The following is a 19,600-nucleotide window of genomic DNA, read 5'->3' as shown; positions in this document are numbered from 1 at the left end:
CTGCGCCGGTCTATTCGGTCGCGATAGTGGGGTTCATATGGTTACCATTTCCCTTCAAACAATCGCCGGAAGGGTTAACGGAAGATGAACTCTTGGTAGTGGTCAAGGCCGCGACAACCAGCGGGAGGGGCGAAGTGTCGCGGGCAACGGGAATTCGCGGTATTTCGACACCGGAAATGCTGGTTTTCAGGGCGTCGGCCGGCGGCAGGCGCTCCGCGTCCGCGGCGTCCAGATCGACCACGAGACCGACGGTCGCATGGCCTTCGAAGTCGCAGCGGCGAATCCCGAGGCCCCGGATCTCGATCAGACCGGCCAGGCGCGGCGCGGGGCGGACCTCAATTTCACCGCCGACTGTCGCCAGATGGACACGGTCGTCCCCGACCAGAACGGCCCTTTCGATCACCCCAGCGCGGCCCGCCATGATCAAATCAAAGGCAAGGCGCGACTTCCCGGAGCCGGAGGGCCCGCGGATCAGCACGGCCAGATGCCCGACCTTGACCGCGGAGGCGTGAACGCTCGGCCCGCCTTCGCTCGAGCTGCCGTCGTTCAAGCTACCTTGGGTCATAGCGCCGGCAGCCTCACCACGAAGCGCGCGCCGGTGACGGTCGGAACGCCCTCGTCGTCCGGCGGGCCTGCGCGGTTCTCGGCCCAGATCCGTCCGCCATGCGCGTCGACGATCTGCTTGGAGATCGACAGGCCGAGGCCGGAGTTCTGGCCGAAGCCCTGATGCGGACGATCGGTGTAGAAGCGCTCAAAGATGCGCTCCAGCGCATCGTCGCGGATGCCCGGGCCGTCATCGTCGACCACGATCTCGATCTCGCTGCGGACGCGGCGGCAGGTCAGGCGCACCTTGCTGCCGCGTTCGGAGAACGATTGCGCGTTGGAGAGCAGGTTGGAGACGACCTGTCCAAGCCGTGAATCGTGGCCGCTCACGGCGAAGGTGTCATTCGCGCTGCGGCCCTCGAAGCGCGTCTCGACCGCGACATCGTGGCCGAGCTTTGTTTCGTTGGCGACCGAGACCAGCGTCGTCAGCAGCCGGCGCAGATCGACCGGGATCGCATCCTGGCGCTGCAATTCGGCATCGAGACGGCTGGCGTCGGAGATGTCGGAGATCAGGCGGTCGAGCCGCTTGACGTCGTGCTCGATCACCTCCAGCAGGCGCGCGCGGCTGGTCTCGTTGCGCGCCAGCGGCAGCGTCTCGACCGCCGAGCGCAGCGAGGTCAGCGGGTTCTTCAGCTCATGCGCGACGTCGGCGGCGAACATCTCGATCGCCTCGATGCGGCTGTAGAGCGCGCTCGTCATGTCGCGCAGCGCGCCGGAGAGATGGCCGATCTCGTCGCGGCGGCGGGTGAAATCGGGAATTTCGATACGGGCCTTGATGCGGCGGCGGACGCGCTCGGCGCTGTCGGCGAGCCGGCGCACGGGGCCTGCGATCGTGCTCGCGAGCAGCAGCGACAGCATGATCATGACGGCGGCCGCGACGCCGCCGACCTTGAGGATGGCGAGGCGTTCGGCGGTGACCATCTGGTCGATGTCGTCGCCTTGCGTCGACAGCATCAGGGCGCCGCGGATGGCGCGCGAGCGCAGCACGGGGACCGCGACCGAGACGATCACCTCGCCGCGCGCATTGACCCGCACCATCGAGCGCTTCTGGCCCTGGAGCGCGTCGGCCACCTCCGCATAGCCGTTGCCGTTCTCGGGGCCGAGCTCGCGATAGAGCGGCAGGTCGCCGCGGTTCAGCCAGGTGCGCACCGCGACCATGCCGCGCTCGACGATGCCGGGCTTGTCGGCCGGCGGCGGCAGATTGTAGCGCAGCACGTTTTCGAGGTTGCGGCTGTCGACCAGCAGGCTGCCGTTGGGATCGTAGATGCGGGCGCGGGTCTTGGTCGGCGAGATCAGCGTGCGCAGCACCGGCGCGACGCGCTCCGGATTGATCGGGAAATCCAGCGGCGAATATTCGTCCGGGCCGCCATAGGTCTCGCCCGGCTTGAGGTCGAGCAGCCGGTCGGGGTCGATGGTGATGGCGTTGGTCTGCACCGTGGCGGAGGCCGCGATCGCGCCGGCGATGATCTCGGCCTGCACCAGCAGGCTCTGCGCCCGCGCGTCGATCAGGCCGGCGCGGAATTGCGAGAGATAGAGGATGCTGGCGACCAGCGCGACGAGGCCGGCGAGGTTGAGCGAGACGATGCGGCGGGTCAGGCTCGAGAACGACAGTGCGAAGAAGAACTGCCCGGCGCGCTTCAGCCAGTTCAGCGGCCGGAAGCCCTGCGGCTTGTCTTCGGCAAATTGCTCAGGAATGCCGCCGGATGCGACATCCTCGGCGCTCTGGTTTGGATCAGGCTGCGTTCGGTCAAGCAATGCTTACGCCCGCGTTAGGACAGCTTGCGAGAAGGTCCCCGCATCCTAGAGCATGATCCGGAAAAGTGTGTAGCGGTTTTCCGAAAAGATCATGCCTAAACGATAACCCAAAGCGCGACGATCTCGTCGCGCTTTGGAGCGATCCCGGTCCCGACGGCATCAGAACCGACGATGTTCTCAGTGAGGCTGCGCGAGCCTCAGGCTTCCTTGAAGCGGTAGCCGACGCCATAGAGCGTCTCGATCATCTCGAACTCGTTGTCGACCACCTTGAACTTCTTGCGCAGCCGCTTGATGTGGCTGTCGATGGTGCGGTCGTCGACATAGACCTGGTCGTCATAGGCGGCGTCCATCAGCGCGTTGCGGCTCTTCACCACGCCTGGGCGGGTCGCCAGCGCCTGCAGGATCAGGAATTCGGTGACGGTCAGCGTCACCGGCTCGTTCTTCCAGGTGCAGGTATGCCGTTCCGGATCCATGCGCAAAAGGCCGCGGTCGAGCGCCTTGGCGTCGTTCTCCTTCGGCGCGACGGTCGGGTCCTTCGGCGCCGAGCGGCGCAGCACGGCCTTGACGCGCTCGACCAAAAGGCGCTGCGAGAACGGTTTGCGGATGAAATCGTCGGCGCCCATCTTGAGGCCGAACAGCTCGTCGATCTCCTCGTCCTTGGAGGTCAGGAAGATCACCGGCAGGTCGGACTTCTGCCTGAGGCGACGAAGCGTCTCCATGCCGTCCATGCGCGGCATCTTGATGTCGAGGATGGCGAGATCGGGCTGGGTGGTGCGGAAACCGTCAAGCGCGGAGGCGCCGTCGGTGTAAGTCATGATGCGGTAGCCTTCGGCTTCCAGCGCGATCGAGACGGATGTGAGAATGTTGCGGTCGTCGTCGACCAAAGCGATTGTGGGCATGAGCCTCTGCTTTCTGCTTTCCGTTTGGGTCGTGGCTTGAAACGGCGAGCAATCCACTGATGCGCCGCATACATGGGTGCCGATGTCGGCGTTCGAACCTTGTCACCGAGCAATGCAAGCTGGGCTGAAGTGTGACCAAGTTCCACGAAACACGGCAGATTCGCCGCATGTCGACCCATAACCGGGCCCCCGTTTACCCGAAAAAAGGCCCCCCTTGCAACCACCTGAGCCGAGAAAGCCGATGCAACCGACCCCTGATTTCGACCCCGGAAAGCTCGCCAAATCCCTGCTGCGGCGATCGCGACAGGGGGCGCTCGCAACCCTCATGACCGGCAGCGGCGATCCCTATTGTTCCCTGGTCAATCTGGCCAGCCACCCCGACGGCTCGCCGATTCTGCTGATCTCCGGCCTCGCCGTGCACACGAAGAACATCCTGGCGGACAGCCGGGTCTCCCTGATGCTGGATGAGCGGGCGGCGGGCGATCCGCTGGAAGGGGCCCGGATCATGCTGTCGGGCCGGGCGGAGCAGGCCGATACCGACAAGGAGCTGCTCCAGCGGCGGTATCTCAATGCCCATCCGTCGGCGGAAGACTTTGTTTCCTTTAAGGATTTCTCTTTCTTCCGAATTCGTCCCACGGGAACCCATCTGGTGGCCGGCTTCGGTCGAATCGTCGACCTCAAGCCCGAGCGGTTCCTCACGGATCTTGCCGGCGCCGAGGAACTGTTGGCGGCGGAGGAGGGCGCGGTCGCGCACATGAATGCCGACCATCGCGAGACCATGGGCCTCTACGCGACCAGGCTCCTGGGCGCGCCCGTGGGCGACTGGCGCTGCACCGGTTGCGATCCGGAAGGTCTCGACATGCAGGACGGCCAGACCGTGCTGCGGCTGGACTTCCCGGAACGGGTCACCGACGGCACGTCGCTCCGCAAGATGCTGGTGCGCCTGGCCGGCGAAGCCCGCACGAAGATGGACTGAAGCGCAATGCGTTGAACGCCGCTCCCCATCGCTGCGACCCAAGACGGTAGGTCTTGAGGCTCACAGCGAGAGGGTTGATGACGCGTCGTCGTTTGGCATGGACTGCGGGTCTGGCGCTCGCGATCACCACGTCGTTTGCCGCGCCCGGTCTTGCCCAGAAGGGCGACCTCTCGGCGCAGAGCGCGCGCATCAATGCGCTCCGCAGCGCCGGCAAATATTCCGAGGCGCTGCCGCTGGCGCAGGCCATGGTGGCCGGGCTCGAGAAGACCAGCAACAACCGCGACCTCGCCGCGGCGCTCAACAACCTCGCGCAGATCCACGCCGACCAGGGCCGCGACGATCAGGCCGAGCCGCTCTACAAGCGCGCCGTTGCGCTGATGGAGAAGGGCACCGGTCAGGGCAGCGTCGAAATCGCGCCTCTCCTGAACAATCTTGCGGCGCTCTATCAGCGTCAGAGCCGCTTCACCGAGGCCGAGTCGCTGTTCAAGCGCGCGCTCGCCGTCCGCGAGCAGGCGCTGTCGCGCGAGCATCCCGACGTCGGCCAGTCCCTGAACAACCTCGCCACGTACTACGTCAAGCAGCAGCGTCAGGCCGAGGCCGAGCCGCTGTTTCAGCGGGCGCTTGCGATCTACCAGAAGGTTGGCGGCCCCGAGCATCCCGCGGTCGCAACCGTCCTGAACAACATTGGTCAGGTCGATCGCGACCTCAACCGAGACGCAGAGGCCGAGGCGCCGATCAAGCGTTCGCTCGCGATCCGCGAAAAGGTGCTGGGAGCCGATCATCCCGACGTGGCGCGCTCGCTCAACAATCTCGCCGGTCTCTACGAGCACGAGCAGCGCTATGCCGATGCCGAGCCGCTCTATCGCCGCGCGCTTGCCATCCGCGAGCGCGCGCTGGGACCCGACCATCCCGATGTCGCGACCTCGACCAGCAATCTCGCCCATTTCCTTCAGGTGTCGGGCCGGACCGCGGACGCCTTGCCGCTCGCGCAAAGGACGCTTGCCGGCAATCGCGCGCAACTGCCCGTCGTGCTGCCGATCCTGTTCGCTGCGCGCCAGCAGGCGCTCCTGCCGAGCGACAAGGCGCTGGACGACGCGCTCGCCGCGATCCAGCGCGGCACACAATCCTCCGCCGCCTCCGCGGTGAACAAGCTCGCGGTGCGGCTGGCGGCCGGCAGCGACCGGCTCGCCGAACTGGTGCGCCGGGATCAGGATCTCGCCGCCGAGTCCGAGGCGCTCGACAAGGCGATTATCGCCGCGGTGTCGAAGCCCTCGGCGCAGCGCGATGCGGCAACCGAGCAGCGCAGCCGCGCGCGGATCGCTGCGATCGCGAACGAGCGCGCGGGCCTGCAGAAGACCCTCACGCTCGAGTTTCCCGACTACGCCTCGCTCTCCAATCCGCTGCCGCTGGCAGTGAAGGACATCCAGCCGCTGCTGTCGGCCGACGAGGCGATGGTGGTCTATTCCGTTGTCGACAAGCAGAGCTATGTCGTCGCAATCACGCGCGAGGGGGCCGACTGGAAGGAGATCCCGCTCGGCACGGATGCGATGACGCAGAAGGTCACGGCGTTCCGCAAGGGGCTGGATGTCGGCAAGGCGCGCGATGCTTCCGGCAAATCGGGCCTGTTCGATCTTGCGCTCGCCAACGAGCTCTATGTCGCACTGCTCGGCCCGGTCGAGGCGTTGACCAGGGATAAGCGCAATTTGCTGGTCGTGCCGTCGGCGGCGCTGACGGCTCTGCCGTTTCATCTCCTGGTGACGGAGAAGCCGCAGGCGGCGATTCCCGACAGGCTCGAAGGCTATCGCAACGCCGCCTGGCTGCTGCGGCGCCAGGCCGTCTCGGTGCTGCCCTCGGTGATCTCCCTGAAATCGCTGCGTGCCTTCGCCCGCAAGGATCAGGGCGTCAAGCCGATGACCGGCTTCGGCGATCCCGTCTTCAATCCCGCCGCGGAAGGACCTGTCGACCGTCGCGCTGCAGGCGGCAAGGTCGCCGCGCGCAGCATCGCGACGATCGCCTATACCGACTTCTGGCGCGGCGCTGGCGTCGATCGCGCGCGACTGGCGCAGGCGTTGCCGCAGCTTCCCGACACCGCGGACGAACTGAACGCCGTGGCGAGGGACGTCGGCGCGGCTGAAGCCGACATCCATCTGGGACGCGATGCCAGCGAAACGACGCTGAAGCGTGCAGCGCTTGCTCAATACGACATCATCTACTTCGCCACCCACGGCCTCGTGGCCGGCGACGTCAAGGGACTGGGCGAGCCTTCGCTTGCGCTGTCCATTCCCGATCAGCCGTCGGAGCTCGATGACGGTCTTCTGACCGCGAGCGAGGTGGCTCAGCTCAAGCTCAACGCCGATTGGGTGGTGCTGTCTGCCTGCAACACCATCGCCGGTGACAAGCCCGGCGCCGAGGCGCTGTCGGGATTGGCGCGCTCGTTCTTCTACGCAGGTGCCCGCGCGCTTCTGGTCTCGCACTGGGCGGTGGATTCGGAAGCCGCCACCCGCTTGACCACATCGACTTTCGATTTGCTCAAGAACGAACCGGGGATCGGGCGTGCCGAAGCCCTGCGCCGCGCGATGTTAACTTTTGTCGACGACGCCTCGTCGCCGCGCAACGCCTACCCTGCGATGTGGGGGCCGTTCGCACTGATCGGCGAAGGCGAGGTAAGATAACACGACACCGCGGGGATTGTGCGTCGCAATAACCCGATCTAACGCGCAAACGCGCATTTGGTTGCGCGATCATTTGCGTTTTCTCGTCGCGTTCGTTCAAGGCTGACATGCGCGACGTTTGGCGCGGTCCTTGAATAAACCAAATCCTGCGGGATCAGCTTGGCAACGCCAGCGTTCATCAGTATTAGGTCGTTCAGCCGAGGCCGAATGGCCCATTAATCACGGTGACTGCGATGGCGGCCAAACTTGGTCGCGCTGGATGTCGCGGGTTCTAGGAGGACTTTTTCGTGCAAGAGACGGGCGTGCGCAACGGTGCCTTCGGCGCCGACAAATTCGGCTTAAAGAATCTCAAGCAGGTTCACTGGAACCTCGGTGCGCCGCAGCTCTATCAATACTCGCTCGCGGCGGGCGAGGCGGTGCTCTCTGCTGACGGCGCTCTCTGCGCCGACACCGGCGAGTTCACCGGGCGCAGCCCGAAGGACAAGTTCACGGTACGCGACGCCACCACCGACAAGAAGATGTGGTGGGCCGGCAACCAGTCGATCACCGCAGAGCAGTTCGAGACGCTGTATCAGGACTTCCTCAAGCACGCCGAAGGCAAGAAGCTGTTCGCGCAGGATCTCTACGGCGGTGCCGATCCCGCTTACCGGATCAAGACGCGCGTCTTCACCGAGCTCGCCTGGCACTCGCTGTTCATCCGCACGCTGCTGATCCGCCCCGAGGCGATCGAGCTGTCGACCTTCGTGCCGGAGCTCACCATCATCGACATGCCGAGCTTCCGCGCCGATCCCAAGCGCCACGGCTGCCGCTCGGAGAACGTCGTTGCGATCGATTTCGCCCGCAAGATCGTGCTGATCGGCGGCTCCTACTACGCCGGCGAGATGAAGAAGTCGGTCTTCACCACGCTCAACTACTATCTGCCCGAGCGCGGCGTGATGCCGATGCACTGCTCGGCCAATGTCGGCGCCAAGGGCGACACCGCGATCTTCTTCGGCCTCTCCGGCACCGGCAAGACCACGCTGTCGGCCGATCCGAACCGCACGCTGATCGGCGACGACGAGCACGGCTGGGGCCCGAACGGCGTCTTCAACTTCGAAGGCGGCTGCTACGCCAAGTGCATCAAGCTGTCGCAGGAAGCCGAGCCCGAGATCTTCGCGGCCTCGACCCGCTTCGGCGCCGTGCTCGAGAACTGCGTGCTCGACGAGGACACCCGCATCGTCGATTTCGACGACGGCTCCAAGACCGAGAATACGCGTTCGGCCTATCCGCTCGACTTCATCCCGAACGCCTCGCGCACCGGCCGCGCGCCGCAGCCGAAGAACGTGGTGATGCTCGCCGCCGACGCCTTCGGCGTGCTGCCGCCGATCGCAAAACTCTCGCCGGCGCAGGCGATGTATCACTTCCTGTCCGGCTACACCGCCAAGGTCGCGGGCACCGAGCGCGGTCTCGGCAACGAGCCGCAGCCGGAATTCTCGACCTGCTTCGGCTCGCCCTTCCTGCCGCTCGATCCATCCGTCTACGGCAACATGCTGCGTGACCTCATTGCCCAGCACAATGTCGATTGCTGGCTGGTCAACACCGGCTGGACCGGCGGCAAGTACGGCACAGGTTCCCGCATGCCGATCAAGGTGACGCGTGCGCTGCTCACCGCCGCGCTCGACGGCTCGCTTCGCAACGTCGAATTCCGCACCGACAAGTATTTCGGCTTCGCGGTCCCGACCGCATTGCCGGGCGTGCCGGCCGAGATCCTGAACCCGGTGAACACCTGGAAGGACAAGGACGAGTTCGACAAGACCGCCCGCGCGCTGGTCGGCATGTTCCAGAAGAACTTTGCCAAGTTCGAAGCCCAGGTCGACGCCGACGTGCGCGCCGCCGCGCCGGACGTGAAGCTCGCGGCGGAGTAAGCGCTGTCGCTTGAAATGCAAAAGGGCGGCCGCGAGGCCGCCCTTTTTTGTTTATCGGTTCTTGTGATCTCCGGCGCAACCACACACTCGGTGTCGTCCCTGCGAACGCAGGGACCCATACCGCGTGATCCATCGAGAGAGTGCAGAGCGCGTACCGGCGAAGAAAAGGCAACTCCGAATCTTCGTCAAACCACTCCCTGTGGCTATGGGTCCCGGATCTGCGCTCCGCTTCGCTGTGCTTGTCCGGGACGACGAGCGGGGCTACGCCTTGAAATACGCGATCTGCGTCGTCGTCGCGAGCAGGCGGCCGTTCGGCGACCACAGCTCGGCGTTCTGGTCGGCGTAGCTCTTGTGCATGATCTTCGAATCCGCCGTCGCCAGCACGCGCGTGATGTCTTCCGCCGCGAGCTCGTCGCTGTCGGTGTGGAAATAGGTCGTCAGCGACACCGTGCCGAACGGCACCAGCTCGCGCCGCGCGTGGAAGATGCGGCCGAAGAAGGCGTCCGACATCGACATCAGCGACAGCATGTCGAGCTTGCGCGGCGTGCGGTCGCTGATCCAGATCTTCGAATAGGTGCTGGCGAGCTCGGCCTGCGGCGGGCCGATCCGCATCTCGCCCTCGACGAAGCGGAATTCGTACTGGTTGGCCCAGGACGCCTTGATCTTCGGGAACGGCAGCGTCTCTTCGTACGGCTTGGCTTCAGGATATTGCGCCACCCGGTGCTCCCAGGACGGCCGCCGCTCGGCGAACACGGCGGTGGCGAGCGTTGCGACCTCGCCGCCGCCCTGGCTGAGCTCGACGCTCCAGTGCTGGCTGGAGCGGTTGGCCTTCACCAGCCGCAGGTCGAGATCGAACGGGCCCTTGGCGATCGGCGCGCAGTAATTGACGGTCAGCGCCAGCGGATCGCCGGCGGCTTGCGGATGCTCGATCAGCGCACGCAAGATCGTCGCGGCCGTGGCGCCGCCGAACGGGCCGACGAAGGCCCAGTAATCGTCGCTGGTGTGCCCCTGCCAGCTCGAGTCGCCCGCGGTGATGCGGGTGGCGTCGTCGAAGGGGTGCGGGAGCTTGGCGTGCATTGTTTGATCCGGCTTTCAATGACGGACGTCATATCACGTCCGGCGCCGGTTTGTGCAATTACCTCTGGGGTAGCCGCGCTTCCACGCCGCGGAAAAATCAGCCGGTGGCGTCGCGGACGTTCGGCAGCAGCGGCGTGGTCGGGTTGACCGGCACGTTCCAGATCTCCTCGGCATATTCGCGGATGGTGCGGTCCGAGGAGAACCAGGCCATGCGCGCGACGTTGAGGATGGAGGCGCGGGTCCAGGCCGGCGTCACCTGCCAGCGTGCGTCGACCGCGCGCTGCGCCTCGTAATAGGAATCGAAATCGGCGCTGACCATGTAATGGTCGAGATAGCGCAGCGCGTGCGAGATCGATTCGAAGCGGCCGGGATCACCCGGGGAGAACTCGCCGCTACCGATCGCGTTGATGGCGCGCTGCAGCTTCGGCGAATTGCGGATCACGTCGGAGGCGTCGAGCCCCTGCTTGCGGCGGATCATCACGTCGCCGGCCTCCATGCCGAAGATCGCGATGTTCTCCGCGCCGACATGGTCGCGGATCTCGATATTGGCGCCGTCGAGCGTGCCGATGGTGATGGCGCCGTTGAGCGCCAGCTTCATGTTGCCGGTGCCGGAAGCCTCCATGCCCGCGGTGGAGATCTGCTCGGAGAGGTCGGCCGCGGGAATGATCACCTCGGCGAGGCTGACATTGTAGTCGGGCAGGAACACGACCTTGAGCTTGCCGCCGATCGCAGCGTCGTTGTTGACGACCTCCGCGACGTCGTTGATCAGCTTGATGATCAGCTTGGCGTAGCGATAGCTCGCCGCCGCCTTGCCGGCGAAGATCTTCACCCGCGGCACCCAATTGCCGTTGGGATCGTCCTTGATCGCCTGATACAGCGCGACCGTCTCGATGACGTTGAGCAGCTGGCGCTTGTATTCGTGGATGCGCTTGATCTGCACGTCGAACAGCGCGGTCGGGTCGACCTTGATGCCGAGCCGCTCGCCGATCAGCCGTGCCAGCGCGTTCTTGTTGTGCAGCTTGACGCTGCGGAACTTCTTCTGGAATTCGACGTCGCTGGCCCGCGCCTCGATCAGCGACAGCTGCGAGGGATCGTCGAGCACGGCCTCGCCGCAGGTCTCGCGCAGCAGGTCGGTCAGCTTCGGGTTCGCCAGCATCAACCAGCGGCGGAAGGTGATGCCGTTGGTCTTGTTGGTGATGCGGCCGGGATAGAGATGGTTGAGGTCGTGGAACACGGTCTCGCGCATCAGGTCCGAATGCATGCCCGAGACGCCGTTGATGCGGTGCGAGCCGACGAAGGCGAGCTGGCCCATGCGCACGCGGCGCCCGCTCTTCTCGTCGATCAGCGAAACCGAGGCCCGGAAGTCGATGTCGCCGGGGCAGCGCGCTTCCGCGAGAGCCAGATGCTGCACGTTGATGCGGTAGATGATCTCCAGATGTCGCGGCAGCAGCCGCTCGAACAGCTCGACCGGCCAGGTCTCCAGCGCCTCGGGCAGCAGCGTGTGGTTGGTGTAGGAGAGGGTGGCGACCGTGATCTTCCAGGCCTCGTCCCAGCGGAAATTGTGGAGGTCGACGAGGATGCGCATCAGCTCGGTGACGGCAAGGCTCGGATGGGTGTCGTTGAGCTGCACCGCGACCTTGGACGACAGGCTGCGCAACTGGCCGTCGGAGGCGAGGTGCCGCTTGATCAGATCCTGCAGCGAGGCCGACACGAAGAAATATTCCTGGCGCAGCCGTAATTCGCGGCCCGCCGGGCTCTCGTCGTTGGGATAGAGGAATTTGCAGATCGCTTCCGCGCGCGACTGCTCGGCGCTGGCGCTGACATAGTCGCCCCGGTTGAAGGCGTCGAGCTTGAGCGGGTCGGGCGAGCGCGCCGACCACAGCCGCAGCGCGTTGACGTGCTGGCCGCGCCAGCCGACGATCGGCGTGTCATAGGCGATCGCCTGCACGGTCTCGGCCGGATGCCAGATCGCGCGGTCGCGGCCCTTGTCGTCGACATGCTCGACGCCGCCGCCGAAATTGATGTCGTAGATCACCTCGGGCCGCTGCAATTCCCAGGGATTGCCGAAGCTCAGCCATTCGTCTGGATATTCCTGCTGCCAGCCCTGATTGATGATCTGGCGGAACAGGCCGTAATCGTAGCGGATGCCGTAGCCGATCGCGGGGATCGACAGCGTCGCCATGCTCTCCATGAAGCAGGCGGCAAGCCGCCCGAGGCCGCCATTGCCGAGGGCTGCGTCCGGCTCGCATTTGCGCAGCTCCGGCAGCGAGACGCCGAGATCGCCGAGCGCGACCTCGAAGATCTTCAACAGGCCCATGTTGTTGAGCGCGTCGCTGAACAGGCGGCCGATCAGGAATTCGAGCGAGAGATAATAGACGCGCTTGCGTCCCGCGTCGTAGCTGTGCTTCTCGGCGGTGAGCCAGCGATGCACGATGCGGTCGCGCAGCGCCAGCGCCGCGGCCTGGTACCAGTCGTGCTTTGTCGCCATGCCCGCATCCTTGCCGATGGCAAGTCGCAGCTTCGCCAGGATCGCGCCCTTGATCTCAGCCAGCGCGAGCTCGTCGATCGGCGGCGTGGGGGCGGGAAAATTGGGCTGGAACGATTGATCTTGCAAAGCCGTCACTTCCTGTCGAAAGAACACCACTCACCCTACGCGTCCTGCCCCTGCACCGGAACTGTCACTGGTGCGGCCGTGCACTGCGCTGGCGTAAATTTATGCAAGGAACGGGCCGCTTTGGGAACCCGGACGAGCACGGAGAAACCGGGATTCGGTGCTAGATTGCGGACAGATTCAGCCATCAGTGTGGAGGAACATTCCCATGAAACTGCTGAAGCGCGTGCTGATCGAAATCGCCGCGGCGGCCCTGCTCGTCGTCTGCATCAGCGCCTCCAGTGCCGCATTCGCCGCCGGCAAACCCGGTCGCAGCGCCGACGGCCTGAGCTGCGGCTTCACCGTTCCGCAGAATGCCTCGCCCGCGTCCCGCTGCGCCGCCATCAAGCGCCAATGCGGCGGCAAGTTCTATGCGAATGCGTGCGGCACCAGGCTGATGTCCGCGGTGAATTGAGGCGCGGGCGGCGGCGCTGAGGATTCAAGCCGCCTTCACGCTGCCTTCACGCTGCCTTCACGCTGCCTTGGCCTGCACTGCATCGCAAAACTCGGCGAGACGATCCGCAAGCCGCAGCGTCGCCGGGCTCGCATCCGGCGCGGCCATCAACGCGACCTCGGTCCTGTTGATCGGCGCAAAGCCGTCCTTTGCCGTCAGCACGCGGTGATCGGACTGGATGGCCATCTCCGACAGGATGCTCAGCCCCATGCCGGCCGCGACCGCGGCCTGGATGCCGGCGAGACTCGACGAGGTGTAGGCGGTGTGCCAGGCGCGGCCGGCGCTTTCCAGCGCATGGATGGCCCCGGCGCGATAGATGCAGCCGAGCGGAAAGCCGATCAACGGCACCGAAGCGACGCTGACGTCGATGGGATGGCTCTTGCTGGTGACCCAGTGCACCCGCTCCGGCCACACCGCGATCGCGCCGTTGGCCCCGGCCTCGCGCTTGAAGAGCGCAAGGTCGAGCTCGCCGCGCTCGAGATCGCGGGCGAGGTGCTTGCTCTGGTCGGCGCGCACGTCGAGCCGCAGGCCGGGATGCGAGCGCGAGAACGCGCCCAGCAATTTGGTCAGCCGGTACGCCGCGAAATCCTCGGGGATACCGAGCCGGATCGCGCCTTCGCCGCCGGGCTGGCGCAGCACGTCGCGCGCCTCCTCGGCGAGCGAGAGCAGCCGGCGCGCATAGGACAGCAGCCGCTCGCCGGCTTCGGTCGGGCGCACGGTCTTGCCGTCGCGATGCAGCAGCACCTGGCCGATGTCGTCCTCCAGCCGCTTGATCTGCTGGCTGACGGTCGACTGCGTGCGGTGGACGCGTTCACCGGCGCGGGTGAAGCCGCCGGCCTCGACCACCGAGACGAAGCTGCGCAGCAGCTCGAGATCGAGCATGGCCGCCTCCATTCGAAAATCCACTTATGCGCAGTTAATCATTTAATTTCCAAATGACAAGGCGCGTCCCTAGATCGAGGGCCCAGGAGATCATTCATGTCCCTCGCCCCCTCGATTTCAATTCCCCGCAGCCGCTTCAACACCTTGCCGCTCGCGATCGGCCTGTTCTGCCTGCTCTGGAGCTACGCCTTCGTCGCCGGCAAGATCGGCGTCACCCATTGCCCGCCGCTGATCCTGCTCGCCGCGCGCTTCTCGCTCGCCGGGGTCCTGATCCTCGGCGCCACGCTGATTCGCGGCGAGGCCTGGTCGCTGTCCTGGCGCGATGCCGCTGTTTTCGCCGTGCTCGGCATCGCCAACAACGCGCTCTATCTCGGCCTCGGCTACACCGGGCTGCAATCGGTCTCCGCCGGCCTCGGCGGCCTGATCGTATCGGCCAATCCGGTGTTCACGGCGGCGCTCGCCGCGCTGCTGCTTGGCGAAGGCATGACCTGGCGCAAGGCCGGCGGCCTCCTGCTCGGCGTCATCGGCGTGACCGCGATCGTCTGGCATCGCCTGGCGGTCGGCACCGATTCCCTGCACGGCATCCTCTTCACGCTGGCCTCGCTCGCTTCGATCGTCGCCGGCACCATTCTGTTCAAACTGCTCGCACCAAAGGGGAGCCTGTGGATCGGCAACGGGGTGCAAAACCTCGCCGCCGGCATCGTGCTCGCGCCGGTCGCGCTCACCTTCGCCGATATCCATGCGATCGATTTCACGCCCAGCCTGATCGGCGCCTTTGCGTTCCTCGTGCTGGGCGGCTCGATCCTGGCCTACTGGCTCTGGTTCCATCTCCTGAAAGTGTGCGGCGCGACCGCCGCCAGCGCCTATCATTTCCTGATGCCGCCGCTCGGCATGCTGTTCGCGTATCTCGTCCTCGGCGAGCACGTCGAGGCGCGTGACCTGCTCGGCATCATCCCGGTTGCGCTCGGCATCTACCTGGTGACGCGCCCCGCAAAGCCCGTCGTGTAAGAGGAGAATTGTCATGCCCATTGCCATCACCCTGATCGGCGGCCCGACGGCGCTGATCGAGATCGACGGCTTCCGCCTGCTCACCGATCCCACCTTCGATGCGCCCGGCGCCTATCAGCTGCCGCATGTGACGCTGGAGAAGACCATCGGCCCCGCATTGAAGCCCGATGCGATCGGCCCGGTCGACGCCGTGCTGCTCAGCCACGACCAGCATTCGGACAATCTCGACAATTCCGGCCGCAACTTTCTCCACAAGGTCAAGCGCGTGCTGACGACGGAGGCGGGCGCCAAGCGCCTCGGCGGCCATGTCGAAGGCCTCGCGCCCTGGGCGACCGCGCACCTCAAGGACGGCGACGGCAACATGCTGACCATCACCGCAACGCCGGCGCGTCACGGCCCGGCCGGAATCGAGCCGCTGTCGGGCGACGTCATCGGCTTCGTCGTGCAGTCGAGCCGCAAGGACACCAGCGCGGTCTATGTCAGCGGCGACACCACCTGGTTCGACGGCGTCGCCGAAGTCGCGCGCCGCTTCAAATGCGGCGTGGTGCTGCCGTTCGCAGGCGCGGCGCAGACGCGCGGGCCGTTCCATCTCACCATGGACACCAACGACACCATCGAGACCGCACGCGCCTTCCCCGACGCCACGATCGTGCCGGTGCATACCGAAGGCTGGGCGCATTTCCGCCAGAACAGCGAGGATCTGCGCAAGGCGTTCGACGTGCTCGGTTTCGGAACGCGGCTGCGTCTGCTGGAGCCCGGCGTGCCGACGGTGGTGGAGGCGCCGTAGCCGTCACTTCGCCGTTCTGACGGCGTTGCACGAACGCAGGCCTCGTGCCCCGGACGCAGCGCAGCGCCCCCGGCGATGCGAAGCATCGTCCGGTGCGGTGCGCTGCTGAGCCGGGGCCCATGCCTCCGCATTCCGTGGCTTTCTGGGTCCCGGCTCTGCGCCGCAACGCCAAGAGCGTTGCGACGCGTCCGGGACACGAGAGGAAGGAGCGCGATAAACGCAACCGTCCTCATTGCACTGACGATGTCGTCAATCCTTCCTGAACACGATCGACGCCATCCAGCCCGTCATCAGCGCCATCGCGGCGGTGGCGAGGCCGTAGATCAGGCCGTTCTGCCGCGCCGTCGTCGCGACGAACTGCTCGAAGCCGACCTTGACGATCTCGAACGCGGTCTCGGTCTTGCCGATGAAGGCGCCGTTCGCGAACAGCTTGATCTCGACGTCATAGGTGCCGATCGGCACCTCCGCCGGCAGCGGAATGCCGGTGCGGAACAGCGTCGGCGTCAGGAACGTCACGGCGCTGCCATCCTCGCGATAGAGTCCGCGCTGGGTGCGCAAGCGAATGAACGCGGACCGAAAAGCGTCGTTCGGCACCACGTCGGCAAAATCGCCGCTGACCCGCTGCGTCAGCAGCACGTTGTTGAGCCCGATCTGCTGCCGCCGTGCGATCTCGGGCGAGGTGATGGCCTCGAAGGGACGGTTGGCGAACAGCGCCAGATAGCTCGGCACTTGCAGGAACTGGCGATAGTCGGTGTTGATCCAGATGCCGAAGGTGCGTTCCTTCCGCCGCGTCACCATGTCGGCGCGCGGGCCCATCACGGTGACGACGAGATCATAGGCTTTGCGGTCGGCGGGCGTGGTGGCGTCCTTCTCGACGGAGCCGAACAGGACCAGCTCTTCGCCCGAATAGTTCGGCGTCACCGTGACGCGGTGGTTGGAGACCGACACGATCAGCTTCTCGGCGCGCGCGGCCGGGCCGAGCAGCAGGACGAACAGGAGTGCGAGTGCAGCGCGTCTCATCCGCTCACCCCCAGCTCGCGGATGGTGAAGAGATCCGAGGGTTGGATCACAAGCTCGATCGCGAAGCGGATTCCGACCGAGAGGATCAGAAGCCCGAGCAGCAGGCGCAGCTGCTCGCCGCGGATCTTCTGGCCGGCACGTGCCCCGAACTGCGCGCCGGTGACGCCGCCGACCATCAGGATCAAAGCCAGCACGGCGTCGACGAGATGGTTGGTCACCGCGTGCAGCATGGTCGCGAACAGCATCGTGACCAGCGTCAGCACCATCGAGGTCCCGATCACCGTCGAGGTCGGCACCCGCAGCAGATAGATCATGATCGGCACCAGGATGAAGCCGCCGCCAATGCCCATGATGGCGCCGATGAAGCCGATCACGATGCCGACGACCACCACGGGGATCACCGACAGGTAGATCTTCGAGCGCTTGAAGCGCATCTTCAGCGGCAGGCCGTGGATCCAGTTGTGGGTGCGCCGCGGCGGCACCGCACCGCGCCGGGTCCGCATCAGGGCGCGCAGGCCTTCGGAGAACATCAGGCTGCCCACGGTGGTCAGCAGCACGACGTAGGAGAGCGCGATCATCAGATCGAGCTGGCCGAGCGCACGGAGCTGGGTGAAGGTCCAGACGCCGAGCGCCGTGCCGGTGACGCCGCCGCATAACAACACGCTCGCCAGCGATGGATCGATCGCGCGCCGCCGCCAATAAGACAGTGCACCGGAGAAGGAGGAGGCCGCGATGTGGCTCGCCACCGAGGCCACCGCGACCGCCGGCGTGATGCCGATGAAGATCAAGAGCGGCGTCATCAGGAAGCCGCCGCCGATCCCGAACATGCCCGAGACGAAGCCGACGGCCGCGCCCATCGCCAGCACCAGGAAGACGTTGACGGGAAGATCGGCGATCGGAAGGTAGAGCTGCATCGAAGGACCACGCTCCGGCGAGACGGATCGACTATCGCGCAATGCCCGCCGGACGGTCGGAACGATTGCCGCGCCCCTCAATAGCGGAATTCGGAGGCGAGCGGGACCCGGAATTTCGGGCGTGGTGAATGGGCTTGAGCGTCAGATCCGCGATCGTCGCCACGACGAATGTGCGCTCCCTCCCCCGCTTGCGGGGGGCGATCGCATAAGGCGCGCACGATGCCGCGGCATCGGTAGTTAGCTCCCTCTCCCGCTTGCGGGGGAGGGCTGGGGTGGGGGTATCTCCGCGTCGGGATTGTCGGAGATTGCGGAGCAAATCCCAGCGTGGAGAGAGCCCTCACCCGCCGCGCTCTGCGAGCGCGTCGGCCTCTCCCGCAAGCGGGAGAGGCAAAGCAAGCCCGCGGCCCGTTTGGTCGGATCTAAAGCTTAATGCGCCGCGGACGCGGACTTCTTCGCCGCGACCGGCTTCGGCGCGGGCTTGGCGCTTGCCTGCGGTGCGCTGTCCCAGCCGCCGTTCGGGGCGGCGACGTTGACGGCATCGTCGGGCTGCGGCTCGGCGCTGAAGGTCTGGATCGCGAGCTTGGCGGCGGCGAGCGATTGCGGGTCGAGGCGCTTGGCGACGTCGTCGCGTTTGCCGGCGGCATCCGCATCACCCTGGGCGGCTGCCAGGCTGAACCATTTGTAGGATTCGGCGAGGTTCTGCTCGACGCCGATGCCGCGGGCATAGAGGATGCCGAGGTTGAACTGGCTGTCGGCGACGCCGCGATCGGCGGCTTTCCGGAACCACTGCGCCGCGCTCTTGTAGTTGGCGCCGCGTCCGCCGCCGTCGGCATCGAGCACCGCGAGATTGTGCATCGCCTTGGCGTTGCCGCGCTCGGCGGCCTGGGTGTAGTAGCGGCGGGCGATGTCGGCGTCCTTCTTCACGCCAAGGCCCTTTTCATAGAGCGTGCCGAGGCGGAAGGTGGCGGGGATCACGCCGGCCTGCGCGGCGCGGTCGTACCATTTCGCGGCTTCATCGTAGTTCGTGGCAACGCCCTTGCCTTCGGCAAAGCGCACGCCGATCTCATAGGCCGCGGTCGCATCGCCCTTCATCGCGGCGGTGCGCAGGCCCGGGCCGCCGATGCCGTCAGGTAGCTTCTCGCTCGGCGGCACCTGGATGAGGCTGAGCTTGGCGCGGCTCGTGCCGGACAGTGCACCCGTGATGTCGCTGCTCGCGGCAGGCGGCGGCACCGCTGCGGCCGGCGCCGGCGGAATTTCAACCGAGGCTGAGCTCGCCGGGGCGGGCGCGGCTGGCGCGGCATTGTTCTGGGATTGCCGGCCGATCGGCGTCGGCGAGGTCATCGACGGCGTGACCTGCTCGGGCGTGGCGGGCTTGTTCTCGATCACCGGCGGTGGCGGCGGAGCCTGCGGCGCGGGCTGGCTCATCGTGTTGTCCATGGCCTGCGGCGCCGGCGGCGGGCTGCCCTCGAGCAGGTTCATCGCCATCTTGAAGGTGCCGAGCACGATCACGACCACGCTCGCGCCGACCAGCAGCGAGCGGATCTTCGAGGTGAGGGTCGAACCGCCGTCCTTGCCCTTGTCCTTGGCGCGATCGGCACTGGCCTTTGCACCCTTGGCACCGCGGGCCGGCTTTTCCGGCTGCGCAGCGGCGGCCTGGGCGGCACGGCGGGCGGCCGCGATGAAGCTCGACGACGACACCGGCTCTTTCGGCGCGGCGGGAATTTCGCTGATCGCGTTCTCGGAGGCGGCGATGCGCTCCGAGGGCGTCGCCATGCGCGCGCCCGGCCGCGTGCCGGGCTCGAGCGGATGATCCGGCGGCAATTCCGGCGCGAGCGCCGCACGGGCCGTGTGCGGCTCCAGGATTTCGCTGATCGCGCGCGGCGGCAAGGGCGGTGCGGCTTGCGGAGCCGACGGCACCGGCGGCGGTGCGGCCTCGACCGGCGGCACCGGAGCGGCGTCGAGCGGCACATCGGCGGGCGGAGCCTCGGGCGGTGGCGGC

The 19,600-nt window shown here is 66.3% G+C and carries 15 protein-coding genes; 6 read left to right on the top strand and 9 right to left on the bottom strand.

The annotated features are described in order from the left end of the window. Positions 1-10: 10 nt before the first annotated feature. From Q0743_RS19345 to Q0743_RS19335, 3 genes are all read right to left on the bottom strand, one after another. Positions 11-565 (bottom strand): HPr kinase/phosphorylase, encoded by a 555-nt coding sequence (locus Q0743_RS19345; protein ID WP_298243096.1) that lies wholly within the window; start codon positions 563-565, stop codon positions 11-13. Then, positions 562-2,358 carry a sensor histidine kinase gene (locus Q0743_RS19340; RefSeq protein WP_298243095.1) on the bottom strand — a complete coding sequence of 599 codons (1,797 nt, stop codon included), beginning with the start codon at positions 2,356-2,358 and terminating at the stop codon, positions 562-564. Before Q0743_RS19340 ends, Q0743_RS19345 begins: the two co-directional genes overlap by 4 nt. Before the next feature lie 197 nt (positions 2,359-2,555). After that, entirely contained in the window at positions 2,556-3,257 is a 702-nt protein-coding gene (locus tag Q0743_RS19335) for a response regulator transcription factor (protein ID WP_008542552.1), read from the bottom strand. Between the two features lie 241 nt (positions 3,258-3,498). Between Q0743_RS19335 and Q0743_RS19330 the strand changes: the two genes are divergently transcribed. The 3 genes from Q0743_RS19330 to Q0743_RS19320 all read left to right on the top strand — a co-directional run bounded on the left by Q0743_RS19330 (position 3,499) and on the right by Q0743_RS19320 (position 8,809). Next, positions 3,499-4,233, top strand: a complete 735-nt coding sequence (locus tag Q0743_RS19330; protein ID WP_298243094.1) for a DUF2470 domain-containing protein — start codon at positions 3,499-3,501, stop codon at positions 4,231-4,233. Between the two features lie 77 nt (positions 4,234-4,310). Then, the gene (locus tag Q0743_RS19325) at positions 4,311-6,905 is read left to right on the top strand and encodes a CHAT domain-containing tetratricopeptide repeat protein (RefSeq protein WP_298243093.1); all 2,595 of its coding nucleotides are present in this window, start codon (positions 4,311-4,313) and stop codon (positions 6,903-6,905) included. A gap of 287 nt (positions 6,906-7,192) precedes the next feature. Beyond that, a complete protein-coding gene (locus Q0743_RS19320; RefSeq protein ID WP_298243092.1) occupies positions 7,193-8,809 on the top strand; it encodes a phosphoenolpyruvate carboxykinase in 1,617 nt (538 codons plus the stop codon). Positions 8,810-9,070: 261 nt separating this feature from the next. Here Q0743_RS19320 and Q0743_RS19315 read toward each other — a convergent pair whose 3' ends face one another. Then, entirely contained in the window at positions 9,071-9,886 is an 816-nt protein-coding gene (locus Q0743_RS19315) for a thioesterase family protein (RefSeq protein ID WP_298243091.1), read from the bottom strand. 97 nt (positions 9,887-9,983) lie between these two features. Then, complete coding sequence (locus Q0743_RS19310; RefSeq protein WP_298243090.1) at positions 9,984-12,500, bottom strand: glycogen/starch/alpha-glucan phosphorylase; 2,517 nt, start codon at positions 12,498-12,500, stop codon at positions 9,984-9,986. A 205-nt stretch (positions 12,501-12,705) separates the two neighbouring features. On the opposite strand from Q0743_RS19310, the gene Q0743_RS19305 reads away from it, so the two are divergent. Then, positions 12,706-12,951, top strand: a complete 246-nt coding sequence (locus tag Q0743_RS19305) for a hypothetical protein (RefSeq protein ID WP_298243089.1) — start codon at positions 12,706-12,708, stop codon at positions 12,949-12,951. A 57-nt stretch (positions 12,952-13,008) separates the two neighbouring features. On the opposite strand, the gene Q0743_RS19300 is transcribed toward Q0743_RS19305, so the two are convergent. Further along, on the bottom strand, positions 13,009-13,872 hold the full coding sequence (locus Q0743_RS19300) for a LysR family transcriptional regulator (RefSeq protein WP_298243088.1): 864 nt from the start codon (positions 13,870-13,872) through the stop codon (positions 13,009-13,011). Positions 13,873-13,968: 96 nt separating this feature from the next. Here Q0743_RS19300 and Q0743_RS19295 point away from each other — a divergent pair, with 96 nt between their 5' ends. Both Q0743_RS19295 and Q0743_RS19290 read left to right on the top strand, forming a co-directional pair. Further along, a complete protein-coding gene (locus Q0743_RS19295; RefSeq protein WP_298243087.1) occupies positions 13,969-14,880 on the top strand; it encodes a DMT family transporter in 912 nt (303 codons plus the stop codon). A 13-nt stretch (positions 14,881-14,893) separates the two neighbouring features. Beyond that, on the top strand, positions 14,894-15,667 hold the full coding sequence (locus tag Q0743_RS19290) for an MBL fold metallo-hydrolase (RefSeq protein WP_298243086.1): 774 nt from the start codon (positions 14,894-14,896) through the stop codon (positions 15,665-15,667). Between the two features lie 249 nt (positions 15,668-15,916). Here the strand turns inward: Q0743_RS19290 and Q0743_RS19285 are convergent, their stop codons facing one another. The 3 genes from Q0743_RS19285 to Q0743_RS19275 all read right to left on the bottom strand — a co-directional run. Then, positions 15,917-16,687, bottom strand: coding sequence for a TIGR02186 family protein (locus Q0743_RS19285; RefSeq protein ID WP_298243085.1), 771 nt, complete (start codon positions 16,685-16,687; stop codon positions 15,917-15,919). After that, entirely contained in the window at positions 16,684-17,601 is a 918-nt protein-coding gene (locus tag Q0743_RS19280) for a sulfite exporter TauE/SafE family protein (RefSeq protein ID WP_298243084.1), read from the bottom strand. Before Q0743_RS19280 ends, Q0743_RS19285 begins: the two co-directional genes overlap by 4 nt. Positions 17,602-18,027: 426 nt before the next feature. Beyond that, positions 18,028-19,600 (bottom strand): tetratricopeptide repeat protein (locus Q0743_RS19275; protein ID WP_298243083.1); only part of this gene is annotated, 1,573 nt, incomplete at its 5' end.

The sequence above is a fragment of the uncultured Bradyrhizobium sp. genome (assembly GCF_936943645.1).
Classification (GTDB): Bacteria; Pseudomonadota; Alphaproteobacteria; order Rhizobiales; family Xanthobacteraceae; genus Bradyrhizobium.
Note: the sequence above shows the minus strand (reverse complement) of the source record. Positions and strands in the feature narration are given on the sequence as shown.